General features: G+C 60.7%; 11 protein-coding genes. 6 read left to right on the plus strand and 5 right to left on the minus strand.

The window, feature by feature from the left end; translation table 11 throughout:
• The first annotated feature begins 104 nt into the window (after positions 1-104).
• The gene (locus AAFH49_RS03685) at positions 105-806 is read left to right on the plus strand and encodes a ComF family protein (protein WP_342296091.1); all 702 of its coding nucleotides are present in this window, start codon (positions 105-107) and stop codon (positions 804-806) included.
• A gap of 82 nt (positions 807-888) precedes the next feature.
• On the opposite strand, the gene AAFH49_RS03690 is transcribed toward AAFH49_RS03685, so the two are convergent.
• From AAFH49_RS03690 to AAFH49_RS03700, 3 genes are all read right to left on the minus strand, one after another.
• A complete protein-coding gene (locus AAFH49_RS03690) occupies positions 889-2,157 on the minus strand; it encodes an SUMF1/EgtB/PvdO family nonheme iron enzyme (protein ID WP_342296093.1) in 1,269 nt (422 codons plus the stop codon).
• A 69-nt stretch (positions 2,158-2,226) separates the two neighbouring features.
• A complete protein-coding gene (locus tag AAFH49_RS03695) occupies positions 2,227-3,273 on the minus strand; it encodes a PorP/SprF family type IX secretion system membrane protein (RefSeq protein WP_342296095.1) in 1,047 nt (348 codons plus the stop codon).
• Between the two features lie 97 nt (positions 3,274-3,370).
• Entirely contained in the window at positions 3,371-4,606 is a 1,236-nt protein-coding gene (locus tag AAFH49_RS03700) for an OmpA family protein (RefSeq protein WP_342296097.1), read from the minus strand.
• 441 nt (positions 4,607-5,047) lie between these two features.
• On the opposite strand from AAFH49_RS03700, the gene AAFH49_RS03705 reads away from it, so the two are divergent.
• The 5 genes from AAFH49_RS03705 to AAFH49_RS03725 all read left to right on the plus strand — a co-directional run bounded on the left by AAFH49_RS03705 (position 5,048) and on the right by AAFH49_RS03725 (position 13,388).
• A complete protein-coding gene (locus AAFH49_RS03705) occupies positions 5,048-8,080 on the plus strand; it encodes an AsmA family protein (RefSeq protein WP_342296099.1) in 3,033 nt (1,010 codons plus the stop codon).
• 106 nt (positions 8,081-8,186) lie between these two features.
• The gene (locus AAFH49_RS03710) at positions 8,187-9,029 is read left to right on the plus strand and encodes a DUF4382 domain-containing protein (protein WP_342296101.1); all 843 of its coding nucleotides are present in this window, start codon (positions 8,187-8,189) and stop codon (positions 9,027-9,029) included.
• A 312-nt stretch (positions 9,030-9,341) separates the two neighbouring features.
• Complete coding sequence (locus AAFH49_RS03715) at positions 9,342-10,355, plus strand: ABC transporter transmembrane domain-containing protein (RefSeq protein WP_342296102.1); 1,014 nt, start codon at positions 9,342-9,344, stop codon at positions 10,353-10,355.
• Entirely contained in the window at positions 10,348-11,709 is a 1,362-nt protein-coding gene (locus AAFH49_RS03720) for an HlyD family secretion protein (RefSeq protein ID WP_342296104.1), read from the plus strand. The genes AAFH49_RS03715 and AAFH49_RS03720 overlap by 8 nt, the downstream gene beginning before the upstream one ends.
• 128 nt (positions 11,710-11,837) lie before the next feature.
• Positions 11,838-13,388 (plus strand): TolC family protein, encoded by a 1,551-nt coding sequence (locus AAFH49_RS03725; RefSeq protein ID WP_342296106.1) that lies wholly within the window; start codon positions 11,838-11,840, stop codon positions 13,386-13,388.
• A gap of 87 nt (positions 13,389-13,475) precedes the next feature.
• Here AAFH49_RS03725 and AAFH49_RS03730 read toward each other — a convergent pair whose 3' ends face one another.
• Both AAFH49_RS03730 and AAFH49_RS03735 read right to left on the minus strand, forming a co-directional pair.
• The gene (locus tag AAFH49_RS03730; RefSeq protein ID WP_342296107.1) at positions 13,476-14,918 is read right to left on the minus strand and encodes an efflux transporter outer membrane subunit; all 1,443 of its coding nucleotides are present in this window, start codon (positions 14,916-14,918) and stop codon (positions 13,476-13,478) included.
• Between the two features lie 45 nt (positions 14,919-14,963).
• Positions 14,964-18,122 (minus strand): efflux RND transporter permease subunit, encoded by a 3,159-nt coding sequence (locus AAFH49_RS03735; RefSeq protein ID WP_342296108.1) that lies wholly within the window; start codon positions 18,120-18,122, stop codon positions 14,964-14,966.
• Positions 18,123-18,295: the final 173 nt, after the last annotated feature.

Raw genomic sequence — 18,295 nt, forward strand, 5'->3', positions numbered from 1 at the left:
TTCGGCTGCGCTCAGCATGACTGTTCTGGTTCAGCATAATGCGCCGGTTTAAGCTACATTGCTTCTCCAAAATTACTCCCAAACCCTTCCCCCACTCTACCGCCATGCTCCGCACTCTGTGGGCCGATTTCCTTGGTCTCATCTACCCCCGCCTGTGCCTGGCTTGCCGCGAGCCTCTGGTAACCGGCGAAAACCACCTCTGCACCGGCTGCAGGGCCGAACTGCCCTACACTGACTTTCACCTGCTGCCGCCCGACCAAAACCCGCTGGGCCGTCGCTTCTGGGGCAAGCTGCCCATCCGCCATGCCCTGAGCTATCTGCGCTTCGTGCGCCACGGCCGGGTGCAGCACCTGCTCCATGAGCTCAAGTACCAAGGCCAGCGCGACGTGGGCAGCGCCCTCGGCCAACTCTACGGAGCCGAGTTGCACGCCGCCGGCCTGGCTACCGATTTCGACCTCATCATCCCCGTGCCGCTGCACCCGCGCAAGCTGGCCAAGCGAGGCTACAACCAAGCTGCCGCATTCGCCACCGGCTTAGCCGAGGGCCTGAAAGTGCCGGCCGCCAACACCGCCCTGCGCCGCACCACCAACACCAAAACCCAAACCAAAAAGAACCGCGCCCAGCGCTGGGAAAATGTCGCAACGGTCTTTGAAGTTGAAAATCCAGCGTCGATCATCGGCCGCCGCATCCTCATCGTTGACGATGTGCTTACCACTGGCGCTACGCTAGAAGCCTGCGGCGCAGTGCTGCTGGCGGCTGGCGCATCCGAAGTAAGCATCGCAGCCATTGCGTGTGCGGATAGGTAAGTCACCAATCAGCTGAAAATATAGTCCATAAAAAAAGGTCGCTCCTGATTCAGGAGCGACCTTTTTTGCTTTGTCGAACCGATTACTTGTTCGAGCCAGCGTTAATCATTGCGCAACGGAAACCGATGGTTGCCGTGGCCGAATCCTCAGCCATGAAGCGACGCGTACCGGGCGAGAGCCAGTAGGCCACATCGCGCCACGAACCGCCTTTGTACACGCGAACGTGGTCGTCAATCAGCGACTGGTAGCCTTTCTTGTCGTACTTCTCGGCGGGGTCACCCACGCCATTACGACGGAAGGGGTTCAAATCTTCCACGTCCTGGAACGACAGGGGGCGGTACACGTCCTGCACCCACTCGTTCACGTTGCCGGCCATGTTGTAGAGGCCGTAGTCGTTGGGCGGGTAGGCGTACACCTGCTCCGTAATCATAGCACCATCGTTCAGGCTACCGGCGATACCGGCGTAGTCACCACGGCCACGCTTGAAGTTAGCCAGAAACTGGCCCTGCTTGCGGCCGTAGGCGTTGCGGGTCGATTTGCCATCCCAGGGGTAAATGCGCTTCTCCTCCTGGTTTTCATTGCCTACTTCCTGGGTGCCTACGAGAGCTTGTGCAGCGTACTCCCACTCAGCCTCGGTGGGGAGGCGGTAGTTGGGCAGCGTGTTGCCGTTTTCGATGGAAGTCGTGCTTTTGCCGTTGCCCAGGGCACCAGCGGCACCGGCAGTGCCTTCGGCACCGGCAGCAGCGCCTTTGTCTTTTTTCTTGCCAAACAGGCCACCTTTGCCCGATTTGCTGTCGCCACCAGCGGCGAGGCGCTCGTTCACCTTGGCGGTACGCCAGGTGCAATAGTCATCGGCCTGCAGCCAGCTCACGCCCACCACGGGGAAGAAGCGGAAACCGGGGTAACGCAGGTAGTAAGTAACGTAGGGGTCGTTGAACGACAGGTCGCGTGCCCAAACGGTGGTGTCGGGCAGGGCCGACTTATAAAACTCTTCGGCCGAGTCGGTGCGGATAAAGTGCAGGTATTCCAGCCAGTGAATGTTGGCTACCTCGGCTTCGTCCATGTAGAACGAGGCGATGGTCACCGTGCGCTCGATGTTGTCGTGCGTCATGGTCACGTCTTCCTCCTGCGAGCCCAGTACCGTGCGGCCACCTTCAATAAACACGAGGCCGGGGCCTTCGGGAATTTTCTTGAAGTTGGCTACTGCCATGCCCTTCTCGGTATTGTATTCGATACCCGTCGTAGAGGAATATTTACCAGGGTTCGAAGCCGTCGCCGGACCCTTTTTGCCACAGCCCGCAAGGGCCACCGCCCCCACCAAGACTAAGCGTAGATAATTATTTAATTTCATAACAAAGTTAAAACCAGTATGGGTGAGGAGGGGTTAGCAAGCGCAATTAGGACGCAATAATACAAAATATTAAAATACCGGGCAAGGGGATGCCGGATAAACGCGCCTTTTTAGGCGACGATGGGCATTTTCCAATCGGTCAAATGCCCGCAGCGCCAGCGTGACTTCATGGGCTCCGCCCAAATCGGCACTTAGGCGGCTCAGGCCCACGTCGTAGCTGTAGCCCAGGCGCAGGCCACCGGCCTGAATGCCCGCCACCGCAGCGAGTACGTGTTGGGGGCTAACGCTGCCAGGTACTGAAATATTGCGATACACTGCCCCGAGCGTGACGGGCGAAGCCGTGAGGTATACCCCGGTTTCGATGCGCTGCGAACCGCCCTGGCGGGTGTAAGCCGCCACTGGCGTGTAGCTGACCTCGCGGGTGGCAATGCCCGGCCCGGGTTTGATAACGAAGAACTTATAGCCGCCGGAAATGCTCAGCGAAAGCGGGAGCTGGCTTTGCTGGCGAAAGCCCAGGTCGGGCTGGTTGAGGTGCTGGCCAGCTAAGCTAATCCAACCCTGCTCGGAATACACCACCACCCCGGTGCCCACGCTGAAGTAGTTGACGGGCACAAAATCCAAAGCTTCGGCCGAGGGGCCGCCCACGCTGCCATCTTCCCGAATCTGGTCGCCGAACACGAAATTGTCATACCCCACACGCTGCCGGCCGTAGCTGGTGCGCAGGCCGCCGCTCAGGGCCACTTTTTCGGTGAGGCGGGTGTGGTAGGCGTAGAGGCCACCGATTTCGAGGCGGGTGTAGCCCACGGCCCCAGTGCGGTCCTGGTTGATGAGCAGGCCGAGGGCGTGGTGCTGGCCCGGCGTGTTAAGGCGCAGGTCGGCCCCGAGCTGGGTACTCACGAAGGAGCCCGCCAGGCTGGGAAACTGGTTACGGTAGCTCAGCGTGACGCTGTAATCATCGACCAAACCCGTGAAAGCCGGGTTGGTGTGCAGCCGGGTGGCGAAGGGCTGGGAAAAAAAGACATCCTGCCCGTGTGCGCCAACTGTGGTGCCCGCCGCCAGCAGCCCGGCCAGCGAGGCAGGGCGTATCAGCTTGCTAAACAACGAGGAAGAAGGCATTGGCATACGGACCGGCATAACGCCAAGCCGGCGCGAATTAGTGCGCCGGCCTGGCGAAGATACGTCCCGGCCCTGCGAAGGCCGGAACGGCCGGGGCTCATTTTTGCAGCACTTTCACGCTCAGGCGGCGGTTCATGGCGCGGCCTTCCTCAGTGGCATTGGAGGCGATGGAGTAGTTGGGGCCGTAGCCGCGGGCGTCGAGGCGGCTGGGGCTCACGCCCATTTCAACCAGGCTGGCCCAAGCGGTGCGGGCGCGGGCTTCGCTCAACGCCTTGTTTACCTTGTAGGTACCGGTGTCGTCGGTGTAGCCGCCGAGCTTAACGCGGGCGTTGGGGTAGGCGCGCAGCAGCGTGGCAATGTTGCGCAGCTGGCTGACGGACTCGGGCGTGAGCGTGGCCTTGCCAGCTTCAAAATAAACCCGGTCGAAATTGTACCAGCCCCGGGTCAGGTCCACGGAGTCTACCTGCACCTGTGGGTCGCTCAGAAAGCGGAACAGGTAGCTTTCAGTCGAGTTGGCTCCCACGTTTGTAACGGTCGCGCCGCCGGGCAGCTTGAGCGTGGTGGGCTGGCCGGTTTCGTAGAGGTAGTTGCCGGTTTTGGCATCGAAATGACCCGGCACAATGGGGTCGGCTACGCGGGCGGCGGGGCGGCGGGCCGGGTAGTGGTTGTTGTAGCGCGGGTACCGCGAAGGCGCTGCCGAAGCCGGGGCATTTGGCGTAGCCGTGGTGGCAGCAGGAGGCAGGGCTATTGAAGCTACTGGAGTAGCAACCGGGGCTGCTGCCACCGGGGCCGGCATGGGGGCTGCCGGCGTACTTGCTACGTGCGCGGCTGTTGGCTTGGCATTGGCTACGGGGCGTACGGTGTGCGCAGGAGCGCTGAGGGCCGTCACCAGCACGGGGCCCCCCACCACGGCCTCATTGGCCAGGGCCAGCGTGGGGGAGCTGGCTGGGATGTTGCGGTTGTTGTTGGCTTTGGCGGGTGCATCGCCGAGCTTGTTGAGCGTGACGGTGAAGTTGGCGGTTTTGCCCGTTTCGAGAAAAACGTTTTCCACCGTTTGTGGGCGGTAGCCGCCCTCTCCAACCCGTATCAGGTAGGGGCCGCCCACCATGAGGTTGGCCACCATGAAGCGGCCGGCCGCATCAGTAGCGGCCGCGTGGCGCACCCCGGACGGCAAGTGAATGACGGTGATGGCCGCGCCCGGCAACGGAGCCTGCGAATCGGATTGCACGCTGCCCATCAGGCTCATAGCCGTGTTTTGCGCCCGTGTGGGCTGGGCCGTTCCCAATAGCCACCCCAGCATAACCAACGGAATAGCAGGTAAAAAACGCTTCATACTGAATGCGGGAAATAATAGGGCTGAGCCTTTATGTTGGAGTTAATATTCTGAAATGCAAATACATGAGTTCAAGAGAGGCAACTGCTAGTAGTATTCAAACCCCATTGACGGTAGTTTGGACAAACAGCTGGTGCTAAATTATAAACCCACAACGTCCATTTCAGGCCAAAGATAGTGCAAAAATAAGTTTAGAATAATTAGGTAATTATTTATAAGTAATCCAATCCTAATGTTTTGCTTTTCTAACAGGATTATTATTTCGGGAGTAAAGTGGCTGGCCTGTTTGGATAACCGACCTGATGTCGCAAAAGCCAACTGTTGAGCCTATACCCGTTATTACTGCTCTATTAAAACGGCGTGCTCGTCGATTTGACCTCAAATTGTGGCACAGTCAGCGTTTTACCTTTGTTGGGATTCATTCATTTAAGAGGACTTGCTATGCGAAAGATTTTGTTGGGGTTGCTGGCCTTGGTTATCGTGCTGGTGCTGGCGGCGGTAGCGGCACCGTTTCTATTTAAAGACAAGCTGCGGGCGCTGGCCGACAAGCAGATTGCCCAGCGCGTGCGGGCCAAGGTGCTCTACAATCCGGCTGATATCGACGTGAGCGTGTTTCACTCTTTCCCGGATTTGACGCTGGATATCAAGAACCTGCGGGTGATTGGGCTCGACTCGTTCAGCCGCGATACGCTGGCCTACCTACCCAGCCTGCGTGTGGGCCTGGATGTGATGACGGTGATAAAGGGCCAGGAAATCAAGATTAACAACGTGGAACTGGAACGGCCCGACCTGAGCCTGCGCCGCCTGAAAAGCGGCCTCGCTAACTGGGACGTGGTGATTTCAGACTCGGCCGCTGCGGCTAAGGGGCAGGATACCAGCCAGGTGAGCCTGGCCATCAAGGGCTGGAAGCTGACGGACGCGCATTTGCGCTACGAGGATTTGACCCTCCCCTTCCGCATGGAGGCGCGCGGCGTGAACCACACCGGCAGCGGCGACTTCGCCAGCAACGTGTTCGATATGAAATCGCAGACCACGGCCGGTGATTTGGACATGAGCTACAACAACGTGGCCTACGTGACGGATAAGAAGCTCGACGCCGACGTGACGCTGAACATGGACCTGAATAAGAGCCTGTACACGTTCAAGGATAATAAATTTAAGCTCAATGACTTCCCGTTCAGCTTTGCCGGGGCCATTGGCCTGCCGAATGCCACGGATATTACCTACGATATCACCTTCAAGGCGCTGGAAACGGATTTCAAAACCCTGCTCAGTCTGGTGCCGGGCGCTTATACCGACAAGTTCAAGAACATTGAAACCAGCGGCAAGGTGGCGTTTGACGGCTTTGCGAAAGGCACCCAGACCGCCACGCAGCTGCCCGGCTACGGCGTGAACCTGGTGGTGACCAACGGCCAGTTCAAATACCCCGAGCTGCCCCGGGCGGCCAAAAACATCAACCTGAAAATGCAGGTGAGTAACCCCACGGGCGTGACTAATGATGTAAAAGTCAATATCCCGCAGTTTCACCTCGACCTCGGCCCAGACCCAGTGGATGGCAACATTGCCATCGACGGGCTGAACCCGATGAAGGTGGACGGCCGCGTGAAGGCTAACGTGAACCTGGAGGAAGCCCTGAAGGTGTACCCGGTGAAGGATTTAGCCATGCGCGGACAGTTTTTCGTGGATGGCACGGCGAAAGGGATTTACTCGAAAACGCAGATGCCGGTGGTGAACGCGGCCATTCGGCTGAGCAATGGCTTCGTGAAATCGGCCAAATTCCCGGCTCCGATTGAGAATATCAACCTGAGCGGTACGGTGGTAAATACTACTGGTAAGGTGAATGACACGCAGATTAACTTGCCACAGTTCAAAATGGTGTTGGAAGGTGAGCCGCTGGAAGGCCGCCTCACGGCCCACAACATCGACAAGCCGGTGTTCGATACCAACGTGCGCGGCACGGTGGATTTGACCAAAATCACGAAGATTTTCCCCCTGCAAGGCATGACCGTGACGGGCCGCGTGGCTGGTGATATTGCCGCCAAGGGCAACATGGCCGACGTGGAAGCCGGCCGCTACCAGAACGTGGTGGCCAGCGGCACCGTGAAGGCTACCAACGTGACTTACAAGAGCAAAGACCTGCCGCAAGGGGTGAAAATCAGTACCGGTACGGCTACTTTCAACAACAACCAGATTGCGCTGCAAAACGTGAATGGTATGGCCGGTAGCTCCGATTTCGCGGCGTCGGGCACCATCAGCAACTACCTGGGGTATTTGTTCACGCCGGGGCAGTCGTTGAAGGGCAACCTGACGGTTAACTCGCGCAATTTCAACGTGAACGAGTGGATGGTGGACGAGGTATCGGCCAAGCCCACGGTGGCGGCTACGGGCGGCAAGGCCCCGGCCAAAGCGGAGGGCGTGCTGCAGATTCCTAAGTTCTTTGATTTGGTGCTGAACAGCCACGTCGACAACGTGACGTATGATAACCTGAAGCTGACCGATGCCAAGGGCATCGTGACGGTGAACGACCAGACGGCCACGCTCAAGAACCTGACGTTTAATACGCTGGGCGGCAGCTTTGGTACTACGGGCAGCTACAGCAGCAAGGATTTGGCGCACCCGAAATTCAACTTCGGGCTGAACATTAATAACCTGAGCTTCCAGAAAGCATTCTCGGCGTTTAACACCATCAAGACGCTGGTGCCGCTGGCTAGTCAGGTGGAGGGCGTGTTTGGTACCAACTTTAGCGTGAGCGGGGAGATGGGGCCGGATATGTTCCCGAACCTGGCCACGCTGAGCGGCAAGGGCATTTTCGACGTGGTGAAAGCGGCCATCAATCAATCGGAGGTGATGACTAAGATTGCCAGCCTGACGACCTTGCCCGAGCTGAAAACGCTGGTGGTTGTGGACAAGAAAATCCAGGCCAACATCGTGAACGGCAACTTGGTAGTTCAGCCGTTCGACCTCACTATTGGCGACGTGAAAATGAACATCGGCGGCTCGAACAGCTTGGCTGGCGTGCTGTCGTACGTCACGGCCCTGAACGTGCCCACCGGCCGGCTCGGCACGGCCATGAGCAGCCAGCTCACCCGCCTCACGGGCGTGAGCAACATTCAGGGCACCGACCGCGTGACGCTGGGCCTCAACATCGGCGGCACGGTGAAGGCTCCGGTGGTAAAGCTCACCAGCGGCAGCATGAAGGACCAGGGCAAAACCCTGGTGCAAAACGTGGCCAAGCAAAAAGCCCTCGACCTGCTGGGCCTGAAGCCCCGCGCCGTGAGCAAGGAGGACAGCGTGCGCCGCGCCGGGCAGACCGCCGAAGAAGCCGCTGCCCAGGCCGAGCTCGACAAAAAGCAGCAGCGCATCGACGCCGCCAACAAGGCCAAGGAGCAACTGGCAAAGGGCTTCAACAGCCTCTTCAACAAGCCAAAACCCAAGCCCAAGGCCGTGGAGCCGGCCGATACCACCAAGCCCTAGTTCCGGCAAAAAGCAACTTTGGCCGAATTGTTGGAGTAGAAGTCCCGACTATCTGATTGATAGTCGGGACTTTGTATTAATTCAATAATCAACTAACGCCAACGCTATGATGTTCAAACGCCTGCTTCCCCTCACTGCCATTGCCCTGCTGGGCCTGGCGGGCTGCTCCAAGAGTTCCGACGAAAACGCTAACACGTCCAAGCTTGAAGTGCGGCTGATGGACGCTCCTGGTGACTTCCGCAGCGTGGTGCTCGACGTGCTTCAGGTGGAAGTACACCTCAAGGACGAGGCTGACCCGGACGGCTGGAAGAAGCTGAACTTCACCCCGCGCGCCATCAATGTGCTGGAGTACGTGAACGGTAACTCGGCGCTGCTGGTGAACGACGACTTCGCCCCCGGCGACCTCAAGGAAATCCGCCTCATCCTGGGGCCGAACAGCTACGTTATCGGCCGCGATGGCCAGCAGTATGACCTGAAAACGCCCAGCGGCCAAACCTCCGGCGTGAAGCTGAAGCTGGAAAAAGCCACCCTGAAACTGCGCGAGACGTTCCAGCTACTGCTCGATTTTGACGTGGCCAAGTCCATTGTGGAGCGCGGCAACTGGAAGCCGGGCAACGACAAAAAGGAGCGGTACCTGCTCAAGCCCGTTATCCGGGTGGTGGCGCAGGACCTGCGCGCTGGCCTGCACGGCACGGTGAACCCGGCGGCGGCCCGGCCCCAGATTCTGGCTATCCGCACCTCGGGCCTGCTCGCGCCTGATACGGTGAGCACGGCGGCCGATGCCTCGGGTGAGTTCCGGATAAGCGGTTTGGCGGCTGGGACTTATCGGGTAGAATTCTTCCCAACAGTCACGGCCCCGGCTGGTCAGACTTACCAGAACAAGGTGCTGACGGGCATTACAATCGTTAGCGACCAAGTGAAGGAGCTTGGCACAACAACCCTGAACTAGACGGCCAGCGCCTTACTCAACAAAAAGCCCCAACCCGCAACGGTTGGGGCTTTTTGTTGTGGGTAAGAAGGCCCGCAGCAACAGTTGGATAGAAAACGCCCGTCATGCTTCGGCAATCTCAGCGGAACGGCTCGATACATAGCAAAAAGCCGCTCATTCCAAAAATTAAAAGCGGATTAACAGGTAGTTAAAAGGGGATTAATTCGGAAAATGCCTGCAACAAAGGCTTGGAAACAGGCATTTATAGGGCTGTATTCGGCGGCGCAGGCCCTGCGCTGACCGGATGAATTACCTCCTCTTTATCTCTTTTTAATGGCTTCACACGCTAGTACTTTGCCGCCGCCCACGCCGTGGCAACGACTGACGCGAATGCTCGACACCGAGCGCAAAACGATTCGTCACATTATCTGGTACGCCGTGGTGGCGGGCATTGTCAGTCTGTCGCTGCCGCTGGGCACCCAGGCGGTCTTCAATCTGGTTTCAACCGGGGCCGTTTTTGGCTCTACCTACCTGCTTATTGGGGTGGTGGTGGGTGGCGTGCTGCTGGCCAGCATCCTGCTCATCGGGCAGCTCACGATGGTGGAAGCCATCGAGCAGCGCCTGTTTGCGAAGGCCGCCATCGAGTTTGCCTACCGGCTGCCGCGCATCAAGCCCGAGGCGCTAGCCGGCCAGAATCCGCAGGAGCTGGTGAACCGCTTCTTCGACGTGCTCACGGTGCAGAAGGGCCTCACCAAGCTGCTGATTGACTTGATGTTTGCCGGCATGCAAATCCTGTTTGGGGTGCTGGTGCTGGCGTTTTACCACCCCATTTTTATTGCGCTGGGGCTGTTCACCATCATTGCCCTCATCCTCATCTATGCCGTGAACTACCAGCGGGCGCTGCGCACCAGCATCGAGGAGTCGGCCTACAAATACGAGCTGGTGGACTGGCTGGAGCAAGTGGCGGCCCGCCTGCCCGAGGTGCGCGCCAGCCACGCCCGGGAAGACGAAGCCCTGACCCGTACTGACGAGCTTACCGCCGGCTACCTGCACGCCCGCAACGCCCATTTCCGGGTGCTGAAAACCTACTACAGCTACGCTACCGCCCTGCGCACAGTGCTCACGGCCAGCCTGCTGATTGCGGGTACGCTGTTCGTGGTGTCGCGCCAGATGACCTTGGGGCAGTTTGTTGCCGCTGAGGTGCTTATCGTTCAAATCAGCGGCTCGATTGAGAAGCTGATGACGGGCGTGAGCACCATTTTCGATATTCTGACTGGGGTCGAAAAAATGGCCGCCGTCACCGACCTGCCCCTCGATTCCCACCACGCTAACCTCAACCATGCTTAACCTCTCGAACCAACACGTAGCCAAGGAGGTATGGGAGAAAGTGCCCCGGCAGTCGCGGCCCGAGCTACTGCGCATCCACGGCAGCCGGCGGCTGGGCCGCATCCTGCTGGTAGTGGGGGTGCTGTTCGTGATTGCGCTGTTTCTGCCCTGGCGGCAGACGATTGCCGGTAACGGCACCCTCACCGCCCTTACTCCGCAGGACCGGCCCCAGACCGTGCAGAACCAGATTGCGGGCCGCATCGAGCACTGGAACGTGCGCGAAGGCCAGCTGGTACGCAAGGGCGATACGCTGCTGACCATCTCCGAAATCAAGGACGAATACTTCGACCCCAACCTGCCCGAGCGCCTGAGCGAGCAGCTGACTGCCAAGCGCGGCAACGTGGCCGCCAACGCCGCCAAAATCGCGGCCACCGACCAGCAGATGGCCGCCCTGCGCGCCACCCTGGAAGTGCAGCTCGAATCGGCCCGCAACAAGGTGGAGCAGGCCGCCAATTACCTCAACAGCGACCGCGCCGACCTCGTGGCCATCCAAAACTTTTATCAGACCAGCCAGGCCCGCCTCGCCCGCTACGAGGAGGGCTACAAAAACGGCCTGTTCTCGCTCACCGACATCGAAACCCGCCGCCTCAAGCTGCAGGAAGACCTGGCCAAAGTCACGGCCCAGCGCAACAAGGTGGCCAGCAGCCAACAAGGCCTGGCCAATGCCCGCATCGAGCTGGCCAACCTGCGGGCCAAGTACGGCCAGGATTTGGCCAAAACATTGTCGGACCGCAGCTCGGCCGTCTCAAGCCGGGCCAGCTCGGAGGGCGAAGTGGCGGCGCTGCGCAACAAAATCAGCAACGTGGCGGTGCGGCGCGGCCTGTACGTGGTGCGCGCCCCCCAGACGGGCTACGTGGTGCGGGCCCTCAAAGCGGGCATCGGCGAAACCATCAAGGAGGGGGAATCTATTGCCACGCTCCAGCCGGAATCGCCGCTGCTGGCGGCCGAAATCTACGTGCGGGCCATGGACGTGCCGCTCATTCAGCGCGGGCGGCAGGTGCGGCTGCAGTTCGATGGCTGGCCGGCGATTCAGTTTTCGGGCTGGCCGTCGGCGGCGGTGGGCACGTTCGGCGGCTTCGTGTCGGTGATTGACGTGGTGAGCAGCGGTGGCGGCAAGTACCGCCTGCTGGTGCGCCCCGCCCAGCCCCAGACCGGCGACAAGCCCTGGCCTCGGCAGCTCCGCCTGGGCTCGGGTGTGCAGGGCTGGGTCATTCTGGATTCGGTGCCGGTATGGTACGAAATCTGGCGGCAGCTCAACGGCTTCCCTCCCACTTTGCAAGCCGAGCCCGACGACGCGCCGGTGAAAGGGAAGTAAGTAGGGGCGGGGCTTGCCCCCGCCCGCCGTCGAACGAACCCCGCGCCAGATGTTCAACGATGGGCGGGGGCAGGCCCCGCCCCTACCCGCTCTTGTTGCGCCAGTCGAAATAAACGTTATTTATCAAGATGTTATCCAACATATTCAACACGCTCTTTCAACCCAAACGCAGTAGTATCTGGCTGCTGCTTTTGCTGCTTTTATTCAGCCTGACGCGCCCTGCCCTGGCCCAGAACCCCACCCTGCCCGCCCGCCGTTCCGGCCTCGAAAAAGCGCCGCTCCAAACCACGCAGCTGGCCATCGTCCGGCCCGGCGATACGGCCAAGGTGTTTTCGCTGCAAAATCTGGCCGATTTGGTGTTCGCCAATCACCCCATCGTGAAGCAGGCCGCTTTGCTCAGCGATGAGGCCCGCAGCCAGGTGCTGCAAGCCCGCGGCGGTTTCGACCCCAAAATCGGCTCCGATTTCCACCGCAAGCAGTTCGGCGGCACCGATTACTATAACAACTGGGGCAACGAGCTGAAAATCCCGCTCTGGCCCGGCGGCATCGACCTGAAAGCCAGCTACGACCGCAACGTGGGCACCTACGTGAACCCCGAAAGCCGCACCTCCGGCAACGGCCTGGCCGGCATCGGCCTGTCGGTGCCCATCGGGGCAGGACTGCTGATTGATGCCCGCCGTAGCACCCTGCGCCAGGCCCGCGTGATGCAAACCGCCGCCGAAGCCGACCGCGTGAAGCAGATAAACGAAGTGTGGCTGCAAGCCGCCAAGGACTACTGGACTTGGTACTACACCTTCCAGCAGGCCGCCCTCATCCAGGAAGGCGTGGCGCTGGCCGACCGGCGCTTCCAGGGCACCGCCCGCCGCGCCCAGATTGGCGACCAGGCTCCCATCGACTCGGTGGAGGCCCAAATCACGGTGCAGGACCGCCAGGTGCAGGCCGAGCAGCTGCGCGTGGAGCTGCAAAATGCCCGCCTCGTGCTCTCCAACCACCTCTGGACCAAAGACGGCCAGCCCGCCGAGCTGCCCGCCTATGCCGCCCCGCAAGCGCCCCTGCTCGACAGCGTGAGCCGCGCCGAGCTGGCCCGCCTCGCCGACCTGGCCGCTACCCAGCACCCCACCCTGCGCAAGCTGGAAGCCAAAATCAGCCAGCTCGGCATCGAGGAACGGTACCGCCGCGAGATGCTAAAGCCCAAGCTCAATGTGAGCGGCGTGCTGCTCAGTCAGGGTAATTTCTACCAGCCCGAAGTGCCCGCCTACTACAATTTCGGCCGTGACAATTATAAGGTGGGCGTCGATTTTGCCTTCCCGTTGTTCCTGCGGGCCGAGCGCGGCAAGCTGCAATACACCCGCATTCAGGTGAAGGAAACCACCCTGGAGCGGCAGCAAAGCCAGCGCTCCATCGTGACGCAAGTCAACACCGTGTACAACACCCTGCAGGCCTACGAGCGGCAGCTTGCGCTCCAAGCCCAAACCATTGCCAACCAGCGCCTCCTGCTTCAGGCCGAGCTGCAAAAGTTCGAGCTGGGCGAAAGCACCATCTTTCTAATCAACGCCCGCGAAACCAAGCTCATCGACTTGCGCATCAAGCAGGAAAGCCTGCGGTCCGGCTACGAAAAGTCGCGGGCGGAGCTGTACTACTACGCCGGGACTAGGTCAGTGGAGGTGGCGCAGAAATAGCGCCGAAAGAACGGTCATGCCGAGTGCCACCCGTCATCTCTGAGCGCAGTGAATGATGACAGGTGGCACTCGGCATGACCGTTCTTGCTATTGCCAGCCGCCGCCCAGCGCCCGGTACAGATTCACGCTTTGTAGCAGCAGGGCCTGCCGGGTTTCGGCTAGGCTCAACTCGGCTTCGAGCACGCTGCGCTGGGCGGTAATGACTTCCAGATAAGTGGCGTACCCGGCTACGAACAAGTCGTTAGAAGTAGCCACGGCGCTGGTGAGCTGCTCCACCTCGCGGGTGCGCAGGTTGACCACGGACTGGAAGTTTTGCAGGCCTTGCAGGCCCACTACCACTTCGCGGAAACCGGTTTGCAGGGCCTGCTGGTAACGATAGTAGCCCTCGTAATTGTTGGCCACGGCCTCGCGGAAATCGGCCCGGTACTGGGCGCGGTTGAGGATAGGGCCAGTGAGGCCCGCCACCGCGCCGTACACCACGGAGCCAGGGTCAAGCAGGACATTGGCGCGGAAGGCATTGAGGCCGGCGTAGGGCGTGAGGGTGAGCGAGGGCAGGAAAGCGGCGCGGGCGGCGTCCACGTCGGCGCTGGTGGCGCGGAGCTGCAACTCGGCCTGGCGCACATCGGGCCGGCGGAGCAGCGCCGTAGCGGGCAGCCCGGCCGAGAGCTTGGTGGGCAGGCCTGACTGGTTGGGCAGCGCCGGCCCGCGCCGGATGGCTTGCGGGTAGCGCCCCAGTAGCTGGTTAAGTTGGGTTTCAGTTTCGGTGATGCGCTGGCGAGTTTCATAAGCCAAGCTCTCAGTGCGTAGGGCCTGGGCGGCGAATTGTTGCACAGCTAGCTCGGTGACGCGGCCGGCCTGTTTCTGAATGCGAATCAGCCGCAGTCCCTCCTGCTGGAAGCGGGTATTGCGGAGCAGAATGGCCAACTGGTTATCCAGCGTCAGCAGTTCGTAGTAGGCGCGGGCCACGTCAGCCACCAGATTGGTCACCACCAAGTTGCGGCCTTGCTCCGAGCCAAGTACGCGCAGGTAGGCGGCCTTGCGACGGCTGCGCAGCTTGCCCCAAAGGTCGATTTCCCAAGAGCTGCGCAGGCCTACGAACAGGTCGGGCGTGAGGGCGGTGGGCACGCGCTGGTTGTCGGCAATATTCTGCGAGAGGTTGGTATCGAAGTTGCCGATGCCCGTCATGGTGTACTTGCCGTAGCGGTCCAGCCCCGCCGTGCCTACGGCCGAAACCGAGGGAAACAGCGCCCCGCGCCGGGCCAGGTACTGCGCCTGGAATACCTCTACCCGCTGCATGGCCACCTTCAAATCAAGGTTTTGCTGCAAGGCCGTATCGATGAGGCCAGCCAGCGCGGGGTCTTGGAAAAACTGCCGCCACGGCGTGCTGCCTACGCTGACGGTATCAGTAGGCGCGGTGGTTTGGTTGAAGGCTTTGGGTGTGGCGGGGCTGGCGGCGGGGCCGTCGGGCGCGGCCACGCGGCAGCTGGTGGATAGGGCGAGGACGGAGAGAAAGGCAGGGAGAAAACGCATGATTGGGGTAATTGTCATTGTGGAGGTGAGGTTCACGTTGTGGCATCAATGCGCCACCAGTTCCTTTTCCTCCTCTTCTACTTTGGCCTCCGCATCCAGATTCTTCACCTTCTCAAAGCTGGCAAACAGCACGTACAGCCCCGGAATCAGCACCATGCCGAACACCGTCCCAATCAGCATGCCGCCCGCCGCGGCCGTGCCAATGGACCGGTTGCCCAGCGCCCCGGCCCCGCTGGCAATGACCAGCGGAATCAGCCCCGCGATGAAGGCAAACGAGGTCATGAGAATCGGGCGCAGGCGGGATACGGCCCCTTGCACGGCGGCCTCCAGCACGGTGGCCCCGGCGCGGCGGCGCTGCTCGGCAAACTCGATGACTAGGATGGCGTTTTTGCCCAGCAGGCCGATGAGCATCACCAGCGCCACCTGGGCGTAGATGTTGTTTTCGAGGCCAAGGAGCTTGAGGCTGAGGAAGGCTCCGAACACGCCGGTGGGCAAACTCAGCAGCACGGGCAGCGGGAGCAGCAGGCTTTCGTACTGCGCGGCAAGTAGTAGGTACACGAAAATCAGCACGATGCCGAAGACGTAGAGGGCCTGGTCGCCGCTCAGGATTTGCTCGCGGGTCATGCCACTCCATTCGTAGCTGAAGCCTTTGGGGAGCACCTTGGCCGCCACGCGCTCGATGGCCGCGATGGCATCGCCGGAGCTGTGGCCGGCGGCGGCATCGCCGTTTATCATGGCCGAGGTGTACATGTTGTAGCGCGTGAGCTGGTCAGGGCCGAAGACGCGCTCCAGCTTCACGAAGGTGGAAAAGGGCACCAGCTCGCCGCGGTTGTTTTTGACGTGCAGGGCCAGCAGGTCGTCGGGGCGGCCGCGGTACTCGGGGCCGGCCTGCACCATCACCTTGTACATCTGGCCGAAACGGATGAAGTTGGAAGCGTAGTAGCTGCCCAGCAGCGTCTGCAGCGTGCTCATGGCCTGGTCCACGGTCACGCCTTTTTTGGCCGCCATGTCCTGGTCGACGTGGATGAGGTACTGCGGAAAATTGGGGTCGAAGCCGGTGAACGCGCCGTTGATGGCCGGCTCCTTTTGCAGCGCGGCCAGGAAGGTTTTGGAGGCCTGGGCCGTCTTCTGCAAGTCGCCGCTGCCCGACTTATCCAGCAGCCGCAGCTCAAACCCACTGCTATTGCCGAAGCCCGGCACCGTGGGCGGCGGCAGAAACTGAATCTCGGCATCGGCAATGCCTTTGGTCTTGTCTTCCAGCTCCTTGATGAACTCGGCCACCGACTGCTCCCGCTCGTCCCAGGCCTTGAGGTTAATCATGCCCATGCCGTAGCTGGAGCCCGCCACCTCGTTCACCAGGCTGTAGCCGGCCAGGGTCGACACCGATTCTACTGGCTTGAGCTTCTGCGCAATGCGCTGCACCTGGGCCAACACGGCCTCGGTGCGCTCCACGGTGGCCCCGGCGGGCGTGGTCACGTTGATGTATACCATGCCCTGGTCCTCGGTTGGGATGAAACCCGAGGGCAAAATCCGGCTGATGCCCCAGGTGGCCCCGAAAAACAGCAGCAACCCCGCCAGCGTCACCACCCGGCGGCCGGCCACGTTGTTCAATAAGCGCTGGTAGCCACCGGCCAGCTTCTCGTATTTGTTATTGAAACCCTTGAAAAACCGGCCCACCAAACCCGTGCGCTCGCCCTCGTGCGGCTTGAGCATTAGTGCGCAAAGGGCCGGCGTGAGCGTCACGGCATTCACGCCCGAAATGACGATGGCAATAGCCAGTGTGAGCGAAAACTGCCGGTAAAAAACGCCCACCGGCCCGTCCATAAACGACACCGGGATAAATACCGCCGACATCACCAAGGTAATGGCAATCAGCGAGCTGCTGATTTCGTGCATGGCTTCGTAGGTGGCGCTGCGGGCGTCCATGTGCTTCTCCTCCATCTTGGCGTGCACGGCCTCCACAACCACAATGGCATTATCGACCACGATACCAATAGCCAGCACCAACGCAAAGAGCGTGAGCAGGTTAATCGAGAAGCCCAGCATCTGCATGAAGGCCAGCGTGCCGATAAGCGCTACCGGCACCGCCAGCGCCGGAATCAGCGTGGAGCGCCAGTCCTGTAAAAACAGGTACACAATGATGAAAACCAGCACGAAAGCCTCCACCAGCGTGCGCAACACCTCGTGAATACTGGCGTCCAGAAACCGCGATACATCGTAGGCAATGCTGTATCTCATGCCGGGCGGGAAGCTGGTTTTTTGCAGCTCGGCCATGCGGTTTTTCACGTTTTCGATGACCTCGCTGGCATTCGAGCCCGGCCGCTGTTTCAGCATGATGGCCGCCGAGGGCTGCCCGTCATTCTTCGACGACATGCCGTAGGTGAGCGAGCCAAATTCCACGTCGGCCACCGCCTTCAGGCGCAGCACCGAACCATCGGGGTTCGAGCGGATGACGATATTACGGTACTGCTCGGGCTCGAACAGCTTGCCCGTATAGCGTAGCACGTACTGCAGCTGCTGGGCCGCGCCGCCCGAGCTCTCGCCCGATTTGCCGGGGGCCGCCTCCACATTCTGCGCCCGAATGGCCTGCACGATTTCATCAGTGCCCACCTCGTAAGCCGCCATGCGGTCGGGCTTCAGCCACACCCGCATCGAGTATTCCCGCGAGCCCATGATTTCGGCAAAGCCCACACCGTTGATGCGCTTTAGCTCCTGCAACACGTTGATATCAGCGAAGTTGTAGATGAACTGCTCCCCCGCCGTATTGTCGTCGCTCGTGATGTTGAGGTAGAGCAGCATGGAGTTTACCTCCTTCTCCGTCGTCACGCCGGCCTTGATAACTTCCTCCGGCAGCTCGTCAATCACCGTTGTCACGCGGTTTTGTACGCCCACGGCGGCCAGGTCCGGGTCGGTGCCCACCTCGAAGAAAACGGTGATGAGCGTCACGCCATTATTCGAGCTCACCGAGTTCATGTAGGTCATGCCCGGCACGCCGTTGATGGCGCGCTCCAGCGGCGTGGCCACGGCCTTGGCGCACACCTCGGCGTTGGCCCCGGTGTATCTGGCCGTCACGGTCACGGACGGCGGCACGATGTCCGGAAACTGCGTGATGGGCAGCGTGAACAGCGCCAGCCCGCCCAGCAGCACCAGAAAAACGGAAATCACCAGCGAGAGAATCGGCCGGCGGATGAAGATGTCGAACATAAGCAGTAGCGTGGACTCTGCGAGCCCGCGTTTAGGCGGTTTTAAGGATTTGCCCTGGATAGAGGCTGATTCAGAAGGTCATGCAGAGCGCGGCGAAGCATCTCGCGCGGTTTGGCAATCAGGGCCGGTGCAACGAGGCGGGCCAGATGCTTCGCTAGGCTCTGCAGGACGTT

Source organism: Hymenobacter segetis (assembly GCF_038448715.1).
GTDB lineage: Bacteria > Bacteroidota > Bacteroidia > Cytophagales > Hymenobacteraceae > Hymenobacter > Hymenobacter segetis.

Excerpts from the sequence above, each read along its gene's own strand:
- AAFH49_RS03690 (WP_342296093.1), bottom strand. The coding sequence starts at position 2,157 with ATGAAATTAAATAATTATCTACGCTTAGTCTTGGTGGGGGCGGTGGCC.
- AAFH49_RS03715 (WP_342296102.1), top strand. The coding sequence starts at position 9,342 with ATGGCTTCACACGCTAGTACTTTGCCGCCGCCCACGCCGTGGCAACGA.
- AAFH49_RS03710 (WP_342296101.1), top strand. The coding sequence starts at position 8,187 with ATGATGTTCAAACGCCTGCTTCCCCTCACTGCCATTGCCCTGCTGGGC.
- AAFH49_RS03720 (WP_342296104.1), top strand. The coding sequence starts at position 10,348 with ATGCTTAACCTCTCGAACCAACACGTAGCCAAGGAGGTATGGGAGAAA.
- AAFH49_RS03725 (WP_342296106.1), top strand. The coding sequence starts at position 11,838 with ATGTTATCCAACATATTCAACACGCTCTTTCAACCCAAACGCAGTAGT.
- AAFH49_RS03735 (WP_342296108.1), bottom strand. The coding sequence starts at position 18,122 with ATGTTCGACATCTTCATCCGCCGGCCGATTCTCTCGCTGGTGATTTCC.
- AAFH49_RS03730 (WP_342296107.1), bottom strand. The coding sequence starts at position 14,918 with ATGCGTTTTCTCCCTGCCTTTCTCTCCGTCCTCGCCCTATCCACCAGC.
- AAFH49_RS03685 (WP_342296091.1), top strand. The coding sequence starts at position 105 with ATGCTCCGCACTCTGTGGGCCGATTTCCTTGGTCTCATCTACCCCCGC.
- AAFH49_RS03705 (WP_342296099.1), top strand. The coding sequence starts at position 5,048 with ATGCGAAAGATTTTGTTGGGGTTGCTGGCCTTGGTTATCGTGCTGGTG.
- AAFH49_RS03700 (WP_342296097.1), bottom strand. The coding sequence starts at position 4,606 with ATGAAGCGTTTTTTACCTGCTATTCCGTTGGTTATGCTGGGGTGGCTA.
- AAFH49_RS03695 (WP_342296095.1), bottom strand. The coding sequence starts at position 3,273 with ATGCCTTCTTCCTCGTTGTTTAGCAAGCTGATACGCCCTGCCTCGCTG.